Origin of the sequence: Rhizobacter sp. (assembly GCF_035702065.1) — a bacterium.
Classification (GTDB): Bacteria; Pseudomonadota; Gammaproteobacteria; order Burkholderiales; family Burkholderiaceae_C; genus Rhizobacter.
This window is the reverse complement of record NZ_DASSRA010000450.1, coordinates 1-9,081: the sequence shown is the minus strand read 5'-3', so window position 1 is coordinate 9,081 and position 9,081 is coordinate 1. Positions and strand designations below refer to the sequence as shown.

The 9,081-nt window shown below is 67.0% G+C and carries 13 protein-coding genes; 4 read left to right on the top strand and 9 right to left on the bottom strand.

Annotated features, from left to right (window positions below):
* From VFL64_RS19785 to flgB, 9 genes are all read right to left on the bottom strand, one after another.
* Positions 1 to 636: glucosaminidase domain-containing protein (locus VFL64_RS19785; protein ID WP_489542103.1), on the bottom strand; the 636-nt coding region annotated here is incomplete at its 3' end.
* 1 nt (position 637) lies between these two features.
* Positions 638 to 1,783 carry a flagellar basal body P-ring protein FlgI gene (locus VFL64_RS19780; protein ID WP_489542102.1) on the bottom strand — a complete coding sequence of 382 codons (1,146 nt, stop codon included), beginning with the start codon at positions 1,781 to 1,783 and terminating at the stop codon, positions 638 to 640.
* Positions 1,784 to 1,821: 38 nt separating this feature from the next.
* On the bottom strand, positions 1,822 to 2,490 hold the full coding sequence (locus VFL64_RS19775; RefSeq protein WP_489542101.1) for a flagellar basal body L-ring protein FlgH: 669 nt from the start codon (positions 2,488 to 2,490) through the stop codon (positions 1,822 to 1,824).
* Complete coding sequence (flgG, locus tag VFL64_RS19770) at positions 2,490 to 3,272, bottom strand: flagellar basal-body rod protein FlgG (protein ID WP_489542100.1); 783 nt, start codon at positions 3,270 to 3,272, stop codon at positions 2,490 to 2,492. Before flgG ends, VFL64_RS19775 begins: the two co-directional genes overlap by 1 nt.
* Before the next feature lie 27 nt (positions 3,273 to 3,299).
* Positions 3,300 to 4,028, bottom strand: coding sequence for a flagellar basal-body rod protein FlgF (gene flgF / locus VFL64_RS19765; protein WP_489542099.1), 729 nt, complete (start codon positions 4,026 to 4,028; stop codon positions 3,300 to 3,302).
* Positions 4,029 to 4,179: 151 nt separating this feature from the next.
* A complete protein-coding gene (flgE, locus tag VFL64_RS19760; protein WP_489542098.1) occupies positions 4,180 to 5,442 on the bottom strand; it encodes a flagellar hook protein FlgE in 1,263 nt (420 codons plus the stop codon).
* Positions 5,443 to 5,462: 20 nt separating this feature from the next.
* Positions 5,463 to 6,110 carry a flagellar hook assembly protein FlgD gene (locus tag VFL64_RS19755; RefSeq protein ID WP_489542097.1) on the bottom strand — a complete coding sequence of 216 codons (648 nt, stop codon included), beginning with the start codon at positions 6,108 to 6,110 and terminating at the stop codon, positions 5,463 to 5,465.
* Between the two features lie 28 nt (positions 6,111 to 6,138).
* A complete protein-coding gene (gene flgC / locus VFL64_RS19750; protein ID WP_489542096.1) occupies positions 6,139 to 6,561 on the bottom strand; it encodes a flagellar basal body rod protein FlgC in 423 nt (140 codons plus the stop codon).
* Positions 6,562 to 6,576: 15 nt separating this feature from the next.
* A complete protein-coding gene (gene flgB, locus VFL64_RS19745; protein WP_489542095.1) occupies positions 6,577 to 6,990 on the bottom strand; it encodes a flagellar basal body rod protein FlgB in 414 nt (137 codons plus the stop codon).
* A gap of 140 nt (positions 6,991 to 7,130) precedes the next feature.
* Here flgB and flgA point away from each other — a divergent pair, with 140 nt between their 5' ends.
* The 4 genes from flgA to VFL64_RS19725 all read left to right on the top strand — a co-directional run.
* Positions 7,131 to 7,850, top strand: a complete 720-nt coding sequence (gene flgA, locus VFL64_RS19740; RefSeq protein ID WP_489542094.1) for a flagellar basal body P-ring formation chaperone FlgA — start codon at positions 7,131 to 7,133, stop codon at positions 7,848 to 7,850.
* 115 nt (positions 7,851 to 7,965) lie between these two features.
* Positions 7,966 to 8,280 (top strand): flagellar biosynthesis anti-sigma factor FlgM, encoded by a 315-nt coding sequence (flgM, locus tag VFL64_RS19735; protein ID WP_489542093.1) that lies wholly within the window; start codon positions 7,966 to 7,968, stop codon positions 8,278 to 8,280.
* 61 nt (positions 8,281 to 8,341) lie between these two features.
* Entirely contained in the window at positions 8,342 to 8,725 is a 384-nt protein-coding gene (locus VFL64_RS19730; protein ID WP_489542092.1) for a hypothetical protein, read from the top strand.
* Positions 8,726 to 8,876: 151 nt separating this feature from the next.
* Positions 8,877 to 9,081: hypothetical protein (locus tag VFL64_RS19725; RefSeq protein ID WP_489542091.1), on the top strand; the 205-nt coding region annotated here is incomplete at its 3' end.

Below are 9,081 nucleotides of genomic sequence, written 5' to 3'. Positions count from 1 at the left end.
CGCCTGGCCGTCGATCACCTCGGTGGTGGTGACTTCGGTGGTCGGACCCTTCCAGTTGCCGCCGGCCTTGATGCCGAAGACGTTGAACGAAGTCGAGCCGTCGGGGTTCTTGATCTCGTGGCGGCCCCAGCCGGATTCGTGCGCGGCCTGCGCCACCATGAAGTTGGCCGGGATGCCGGTGGCCGCTTCGGCCGCCTTGGCCGCGCCATCGTGCAGCTTGAGGAAGCCGATCTGGCGCTCCTTGCCTTGCAGGCTCGGGCTGAGCGGCGCAGCTGCGGGCGCCTCCCTGGTCACCGCCGCCTTGGCCGCATCGGCGGCAATGTTGGCCAGCGGCTCGCCGAGCTGGCGTTCGAGCTGCTTGGCAATCACGTCCGACAGGCCGCCGCGCAAACCCGTCATCTGGGTGGCGAACTGGGTGTCGAGCATTTCAGTGCCCAGCTTGGTGCCGGAGTTGTCGAGCATGCCCGACGACATGGTGGCTTCGCGCATGCTCTTCATGAGCTGCTGCATGAAGATGCCTTCGAACTGCTTGGCCGCTTCACGCACCGCCGCCTTGGGGTCGGTGGAGGCGGTATTGCGCAGGTTGGCCAGCGCGCGAACGTCACCGCCGAGGGGGGAGCCGGAAGAAATGGCCATATCAGATCACCTCGATCTCGGCATTCAAGGCCCCGGCGCTCTTCATCGCCTGCAGGATGCCCAGCAGGTCCTGCGGCGTGGCACCGAGCGCACTGAGCGCCTTCACCACGTCGGCCAGCTTGGTGCCGGCCGGCATCTGGATGAGTGCGCCGGGCTCCTGCTTGACGGTGATGTCGGCAATCTCCTTGACCACCGTCTCGCCCTTGGAGAACGGCGCGGGCTGGCTGATCACCGGCGTGGAGTTGATGGTCACCGACAGGTTGCCATGCGCCACCGCGCAGGCGTTGAGCGTGACGGCCTGGTTCATCACCACCGAGCCGGTGCGTGCGTTGATCACCACCTTGGCCGACGGGGCCGCCAGGTCGAGCGACAGGTTCTCGATGTCGGCCAGGAAGGCCACACGCGATTCCTGCGCCTCGGGCATGCGCACCTGCACCACGCGGCCGTTCACGGCCTGGGCGGTGCCGTCGCCCATCTTCGTGTTGATGGCGCGCACCACTTCGCGGGCGGTCGTGTAGTCGCTGGACTTCAGGTCGAGCTGCAGGTACTGGTTCTGGTTCAGCGGCGTGGGCACGGCGCGCTCGACCGTGGCGCCCTCGGGTACGCGGCCAGCGTTGAGGTGGTTGATCTGCACCTTGGAGCCGCCCGCCGATGCGCCGGCGCCGCCCACGATGAGGTTGCCCTGCGCCATGGCGTAGATCTGGCCGTCGGCGCCCTTGAGCGGCGTGGCGATCAGCGTGCCGCCGCGCAGCGACTTGGCATTGCCCATGGACGACACGTTGATGTCGATCACCTGGCCCGGCTGTGCAAAGGGCGGCAGTTGCGCCGTGATCATCACGGCGGCGACGTTCTTCACCTGCGGGTTGGTGCCCGGCGGGATGGTCACACCCATCTGCTGCAGCATGGCGCCCAGGCTCTGGGTGGTGAAGGGAGACGAGGTGCTCTGGTCGCCGGTGCCGTCGAGGCCGACCACCAGGCCATAGCCCACCAGCTGGTTGCTGCGCACGCCCTGCACGGACGCCACTTCCTTGATGCGCGTGGCATGCGCCGTGACGGGCCACCACAGGGCTGCGGTGGCGGCCAGAACGGCCAGGCCGATCAGGCTTTTGATCAGTGCTTCGAGCAGCTTGTCGTGGGTGGTTTCCATGGCGATGACAGGAGTCCTGTCACCGATTCTGGATTTCTTTAGAACGGCATAACGTTCAAAAAGAAGCGCCCCAACCAGCCTATTCCGTTGGCATCGGCCTGGGCGCCGCGGCCCCGGTGGTCCAGGCGCACGTTGGCGATCTGTGCAGAAGGCACGGTATTGCCGGGCTGGATGGCCTTGGGGTCGACCTGGCCCGAGAAACGCAGCACGTCCACGTTCTGGTTCACGCCGATCTGCTTCTCGCCCATGACGAGCAGGTGGCCGTTGGGCAGCACCTCGGTCACGACGGCGGTGATCACGCCCGAGAAGTCGTTGGTGTTCTCGGTGCTGCCCTTGCCGGCAAAGGTGTTGGTGGAGCTGCCTTCGGCGCTGGCGCGCGCAAAGGCCGCCGGGCGCACGCCGGGGAGCGCGGTCACGCTGCCCGAGATGGAGCCGCCCTTGTCGATGGAGCTGGTGCTCTTCTGGCTGGCTGCGACTTTTTCCACGATCTGCACGTTGAGCGTGTCGCCCACCAGGCGGGCACGGTGGTCTTCGAACAGCGGGCGGTACTGGTTGGCCTGGAAGATCGAGCCGTTGGCCACGGGCTGCATCTCGGGCGCCGGGCGCACCTTGGGCGCGGCGCCCACGTCGACCTTGGGCACGGCGTAGGGCGTCTCGCAGCCTGCCAGCACGAAGCCCGCCAGCACGAGCAGGCAAGCACCCTTCATCACAGCTGAGCCAGACGCTGCAGCATCTGGTCCGAAGTCTGGATGGCCTTGGAGTTGAGTTCGTAGGCGCGCTGCGTCTGGATCATGCCGACCAGCTCTTCGACCACGTTCACGTTGGAGGTCTCGACGAAGCCCTGCTGCAGCTGACCCAGGCCGTTCAGGCCCGGCGTGCCGGCGGTGGGCGTGCCCGAGGCCGCGGTCTCGGCGTAGAGGTTCTGGCCCTTGGGCTCCAGGCCGGCCGGGTTGATGAAGTTCACCAGCTGCAGCTGGCCCACGGTCTGCGGCTGCGCCTGGCCGGTGACGGTGATGCTCACCGTGCCGTCGGCCCCGATGGTCACGCTCTGCGCGTTGGCCGGGATGGTGATGCCGGGCTGCACCTTGAAGCCATTGTTGGTGACGAGCTGGCCTTGCGAATCGACCTGGAACGAGCCGTCGCGGGTGTAGGCCGAGTTGCCGTCGGGCAGCTGGATCTCGAAGAAGCCCTGGCCCTTGACCGCCACGTCGAGCGTGTTGCTGCTCTGCTGCAGGTTGCCCTGCGCGAAGCTGCGTGCCGTGGCCACGGCACGCGTGCCCAGGCCCACCTGCAGGCCGGTCGGCAGCGTGGTCTGCTCGGTGCTGTTGGCGCCGGCCTGGCGCAGGTTCTGGTACATGAGGTCCTCGAACACCGCGTGCGACTTCTTGTAGCCGTTGGTCGCCGTGTTGGCGAGGTTGTTCGAGATGTGGTCCAGCTGGGTCTGCTGGGCCTCCATGCCGGTCTTTGAAATCCACAGGGAACGCATCATGGTGAATGCTCCTATTCAGTCTCGTGATCAGTTCGTCGACAGCAACTGGGCCGCGGCCTTCTCGTCGCCTTCGGCGGTCTGAAGCATCTTCATCTGGGCCTCGAACTGGCGCGCCGCGGCGATCATCGATACCATGGTCTCGACCGCGCTCACGTTCGAGCCTTCGAGCGCGCCGTCTTGCACGCGGCCGTTCTCGTCGGCCGGCAGATCGCCATCGGCGCCGCGGAACAGGCCATCGGCACCGCGCTGAAGCGGCGCCTCGGGCGTTACCAGCTTGAGCTTGCCGAGGGTGGTGGTCTTGCCGGTGATGGTGCTGCGCGCGCTCACGGTGCCGTCGAGGCCGATGCTGACCTCGTTGTCGGGCGGCACCTGGATCGGGCCGCCATCACCCAGCACCGGCAGGCCACCGCGCGTGACGAGGTTGCCTTCAGCATCGAGGTCGAGCGCGCCGCCGCGGGTGTAGGCCTCGGTGCCGTCGAGTGCCTGCACCGACAGCCAGCTGTTGCCGCGCACCGCCACGTCGAGGTTGCGCCCGGTGTTCGTGATGACGCCCGGCTCGGGGTTGTAGCCCGGCGTGGTCTCGAGCGCGTAGACGCGGGTGCTGGCGCCGCTGCCCTGCACCGGCACGGCTCGGAAGGCCTGCAGCTCGGCGCGGAAGCCCGGCGTGGAGACGTTGGCGAGGTTGTTCGCCAGCGTGTCTTGCCGCTGCATCATGGCTTTGGCGCCGGACATCGACAGGTAGATCATGCGGTCCATGTCATTGCTCCTTGGGGTTCGCACGCAGCGGCACGGGGCTTCGATACCTCAGCCTGAGCGGACTGTGTGTGTTCGGCCATTCGCGTACCCCAACCCGCTCGGGCTGAGGTATCGAAGCCTCGCTCAAATCTGCGCACGCCCATCACTCACATCAGCGCAGATTCACCAGCGTCTGCAACACCTGGTCCTGCGTCTTGATGGTCTGCGCATTGGCCTGGTAGATGCGCTGCGCGGTGATCATGTTCACGAGCTCGGCGGTCAGGTCCACGTTCGACTCTTCCAACGCGCCGGACTGCAGCACACCCAGGTTGCCCTGGCCCGGCGTGCCCACGATGGGGTCGCCCGATTCATAGGTGCGTGACCACAGGTTGCCGCCCAGGGGCTTGAGGCCCTGCGGGTTGCGGAAGGTGGAGAGCTCGATCTGGCCGGCCGGCTTGGACTGGCCGTTCGAGTAGGTGGCCATCACGATGCCGTCCTTCTCGATCGACAGGCCCGAGAGCTGGCCCGGTGCGTAGCCGTCTTGCGTGAGGTTGGTCACGCCGAAGCTGGCGCCGTATTGCGTGGCGCCCGAGAGGCTGAGCTGGATGCCGGGGATGGCCAGCGTTTCGGCGCCTGCCGCGTTGATGGAGGCCGGGATGTCCAGCGAGATCGGGCCGGCCGGCGCGATGGGCGCGCCGCCGTTGCTCGGGAAGGTGATGGTGGTCACCGGGGCCGGGTCGCCGGCGCCGTCGACGGCGACCGAGGTGCCGTTGGCCGTGACGTACACGTTCCAGGTGTCGGTCGCGGTCTTCGGGAAGTAGTAAGTCAGCGCCACGTCCTGGCCCTTGTCGTCGTAGACGGTGAGCGAGGTGGCGTTGTTGTAGGTGCGCGCGTCGGTCGGGTCGAGCGCCGGGGCGGTGGCCGGCAGCCTGACGCCGGCACGCGAGTCGAGGTTGAACTCCATCTCGATCTCGGTGGTGGCGTTGGGGTCGATGCCCGCCGTGGGCAGCTGCAGCGGCTGGGCCAGGCCGGGCTGGATCACGCCCTGGTTGTCGGCCGGGTAGCCCAGCAGCTGGCCGCCCTGGTTGGTGACGATGTAGCCGTCCTTGTTGACCTGGAACTGGCCGTTGCGCGAGTACAGCGTCTGGCCGCCCTGGCTCACCTCGAAGAAGCCCGAGCCGTTGATGGCGATGTCGAGCGAGTTGGCGGTGGTGCTGATGTTGCCCTGCGTGAACTGCTGCGTCACCGCCTGCAGGTTCACGCCGATGCCGATGTTGCTGGTGCCGCCCGCGCCCAGCGCAGCGGCGTACATGTCGCCGAACTCGGCGCGCGAGGACTTGGCGCCGTAGGTGTTGGCGTTGGCGATGTTGTTGCCGATGATGTCGAGGTTCTTGCTCGCCGCGTTCAGACCGGAAAGACCTTGCTGGAAGCTCATGGGATGTCCTTTGCTGGAACTTAGTTGAAGGCCTTGACCTTGCTGTAGGCCACGGCGCCGGAGTTCTGCAACTCCAGCGTGAGTTCGCTGCCCGCGGTGTTGACGGCATCGACCTTGTCGCGCATCAGCGCGGTGGCATCGAGCTTGACGCCGCCCGCGGTGGCGGTGACGCGGAAGGTCACGCCCGTGGCGGTGGCGTTGTTGCCGGCCGTCCAGTCGAAGCTGTGCATGCCGGCCGGCGTGGTGCCGAGGTTCATGGTGTCGAGCACCTGGCCGCTCGGGCCCAGCACCTCGACCTTGACGTTGTCGGCCGCGCTGTTGAGCTCGAAGCCGCCCTGCCCCACGCCATTGGTGATGCTCATCTTGTTGCCCGGCACGATCACGTCGTGGCCCACCAGGCCCGCGCCCTGCAGCGCCTGCATCTGCACGAACTGGCCCGACAGGCCCTGCACCGTGGAGTTGAGCTTCTCGATGCCCGTCACGGTGTTGATCTGCGCCATCTGGCTGGTGACCTGGGCGTTGTCCATGGGGGACAGTGGGTCCTGGTTCTGCATCTGCGCAACCAGCAGCTTCAGGAAGCGGTCCGCCGCGCCTGCCTCGTTGGCGGACGCGACCTCGTTCTTGCTGTTCAGCGCGGCGTAAGTCGATTGAACGTTGGTGACGGCCATGGTGTGTTCTCTTTGTCAGGTCCGCGGGTCACTGACCCATCTGCAAGGTCTTGAGCAGCAGCGTCTTGGCTGTGTTCATGACTTCGACGTTGTTCTGGTAGGAGCGCGAGGCCGAGATCATGTTGACCATCTCTTCCACCGCGTTGACGTTGCTGTAGGTCACGTAGCCATCGGCATCCGCCTGCGGGTGCTTGGGGTCGTGCACGCGGCGGCCGGGCGTCTGGTCTTCGGTGATGTTGCTCACCTTCACGCCGGCGGCACCGCCGTCGGTGACCTGGCCGGTCTTGCCCATCAGCTCGGTCTGAAAGGTGACCTGACGCGCCTTGTAGGCCTGGCCGTCGGGGCCGGCCACGGTGTCGGCGTTGGCGAGGTTGGAGGCGACGACGTTGAGGCGCTGCGACTGCGCACTCACCGCGCTACCGCTCACGTTGAAGATCTGGAACATGCTCATTTCAAACTCCCGTCATCACGATTGGCCGCGGATGGCATCGAGCATCGTGCGCACGTTGCCGTTGATGAAACGCAGCGTGGCTTCGTAGCGCACCGAGTTGTCGGCGAAGTTGGCACGCTCGCGGTCCATGTCGACCGTGTTGCGGTCGAGGTTGGTCTGGCTGGGCAGCGCGTACACGAGGTGGCCCTGGGCCGCTGCTTCGGCCCCGCTCGGGCCGGCGATGTGGCCGGGCTGGCTGGCGGCGAGCACGGGGGCGCCCTGCATCTGGCCGGTGGCCTGCTTCAGGGCGGCGGAAAAGTCCATGTCGCGGGCCACGAAGCCCGGCGTGTCGGCGTTGGCGATGTTGCTGGCGATCAGGCGCTGGCGCTCCGAGCGCAGGCTCAGTGCCTGGCCGTGGAAGTCGAGCGTGCTGGTGAGTCCGTTCAGCATGGTGGCGTGTCCCGCAAAAACCCATGGGGTGATGTGAAAGGATTGTGGGCAGCGGCCTTCAAAACATTAGCGGGAATAGGCGGCCCTTTCTTGCCCATTTCCGGGCCTTGCCTGGCCATCGCCACTTCTAAAGTGGCAGCGTGAAGAAGACCCTTTGCCTGTTGCGTGCTGTCTCCCTGGGCTGGCTGAGTGCCCTGGCCGGGAGCGCGTTCGCGCAGGCCTCCACCGACCCGCTGGCCGACATGCTGGTGAATGAGGCACGGCGCTTCGTGCAGGCCAAGGTGGCCGAGGCCGGGCTGCCGCGCACCGAGGTCGTGGCCGGCCAGCCCGACGCCCGCCTGCGCCTCGCGCCCTGCAACCAGCTCAAGGCCTACCTGCCCAACGGCGCCCGCCTGTGGGGCAAGACGCGCGTGGGCCTGCGATGTGAGAAAGGCGTCACGCTCTGGAACGTTTACCTGCCGATGACGGTCAAGGTGTTCGGGCAGGCACTGGTCGCCTCGAGTGCCCTGCCGGTCGGCCACGTGCTGGCGGAGAACGATTTCCATCAAGCCGAGGTCAATCTGGCCGAAGACCTGGTGAACCCGCCGCTGACGGACGCCAGCGCCGTGCTAGGGCGCACCCTGGGCAAGGCGGTGTCGCCCGGCCAGGGGCTGCGCGCCAGCAACCTGAAGGCGCGGCAGTGGTTTGCACCCGGCGACCCGGTGCAGATCCGCGTGGCGGGCGACGGCTTTGCCGTGGCCGGCAGCGGGCAGGCCGTCACGGCCGGCATGGAAGGTCAGGTGGCGCGCGTGCGCACGGAAAGCGGGCGCGTCGTCTCGGGGAAACCCGTGGCAGAACGCCAGTTGGAGATCGCATTGTGAAATCTAGACAGCACGATCAAAATCCGCCAGAAATCTCTAAAGTTCCGTGCGGGACGGGCCGATACACCGTCCATGTTGAAAGGTTGGGGTTCCACCCTGACCCAAGGAGTACATGATGAAGATCGGCAACCCAGCAGACAAACCCGCAAGCGTCGGCCCCAGCAGCACCGTCACCCCGGTGCGCAACACCGCCGGCGAAGCCAAGGCCCAGGAAGCTGCCTCTGCCCAGGCCGACCCGAGCGCGAAGGTCGAGTTGTCCAACACCGCGGCCACGCTGCTGTCGGGGGGTGCCAACTCGGAATTCGACGCCGACAAGGTGGCGCGCATTGCGCAAGCCATCAGCGAAGGCAAGTTCGAGATCAACGCCGAGAAGATCGCCGACCGGCTGATCGCCAACGCCCACGAAGTGCTGGGCAAGGCGCAACACTGAATTGAACACCTCCCTCGGCTCGATGTCCCGTCTTCTCCCTCCGATGGTGAACCCGATCATCATGAACACGCCCAACGAAGGCAGTTCTGAACTCGAAACCACGCTCGCCGCCGTGGAAGCCCAGCTCAGCTCGCTGGGCGAATCGCTGCGCGCCAACGACAGCGTGGCGATCGACCACCACGCGACCGAACTGCACCGCGCCCTGGCGCGTGCCGTCGACCATTTCGCCCATGCCGCCCGCAGCGGCGCCGTGCCCCCGCCCCTGCGTGAACGCCTCAAGCTCGCCAGCGGCCTGGTGGCCTCGCAACGCGAATCCCTGGCCCGCGCCACCGCCGCGCTCGACCGCGCGATGGACGTGCTGATGCCGCGCGAGCGGCCCGCCTCGGTGTACTCCGCCGGCGGCGCAGACCGCGGTGGCCTTCGCGGTGGCGTGATCCAGGCCTGACAGCCCCCCTCGCCGGCCGCTGAGCCGGTGTGACATCTGATCGTTTCCTCGCCTTCAGGCGGCCGTCTTCCCATGGAAGAATCGGCCCCAGACAAGGGCGCGGCAACGATCCGCGCTCGCATGAGCAGTACGCGAAGCGAGGGAGCCTTCCTTGAACCACCGACCGACCCCGCCCCGGTGCGGGCATGCCTGGCAACGCCTGATCCTGCTGGCCTGCGGCTGGCTCGCATTGACACCCGCCTTCGCGGCCTCGCCCGACTACGCCATTGCGCCTGCTCCAGCATGGGTCCAGCCTGTCGCACCCAGCGAGCCGACAGCGGCGCCCACCGAGCAACTCAGCCATGGCGTGCACTACC

Coding starts and splice junctions, on each gene's coding strand:
- VFL64_RS19780 (WP_489542102.1), bottom strand. CDS start 1,783: ATGGAAACCACCCACGACAAGCTGCTCGAAGCACTGATCAAAAGCCTG.
- VFL64_RS19775 (WP_489542101.1), bottom strand. CDS start 2,490: ATGAAGGGTGCTTGCCTGCTCGTGCTGGCGGGCTTCGTGCTGGCAGGC.
- flgG (WP_489542100.1), bottom strand. CDS start 3,272: ATGATGCGTTCCCTGTGGATTTCAAAGACCGGCATGGAGGCCCAGCAG.
- flgF (WP_489542099.1), bottom strand. CDS start 4,028: ATGGACCGCATGATCTACCTGTCGATGTCCGGCGCCAAAGCCATGATG.
- flgE (WP_489542098.1), bottom strand. CDS start 5,442: ATGAGCTTCCAGCAAGGTCTTTCCGGTCTGAACGCGGCGAGCAAGAAC.
- VFL64_RS19755 (WP_489542097.1), bottom strand. CDS start 6,110: ATGGCCGTCACCAACGTTCAATCGACTTACGCCGCGCTGAACAGCAAG.
- flgC (WP_489542096.1), bottom strand. CDS start 6,561: ATGAGCATGTTCCAGATCTTCAACGTGAGCGGTAGCGCGGTGAGTGCG.
- flgB (WP_489542095.1), bottom strand. CDS start 6,990: ATGCTGAACGGACTCACCAGCACGCTCGACTTCCACGGCCAGGCACTG.
- flgM (WP_489542093.1), top strand. CDS start 7,966: ATGAAGATCGGCAACCCAGCAGACAAACCCGCAAGCGTCGGCCCCAGC.
- VFL64_RS19730 (WP_489542092.1), top strand. CDS start 8,342: ATGAACACGCCCAACGAAGGCAGTTCTGAACTCGAAACCACGCTCGCC.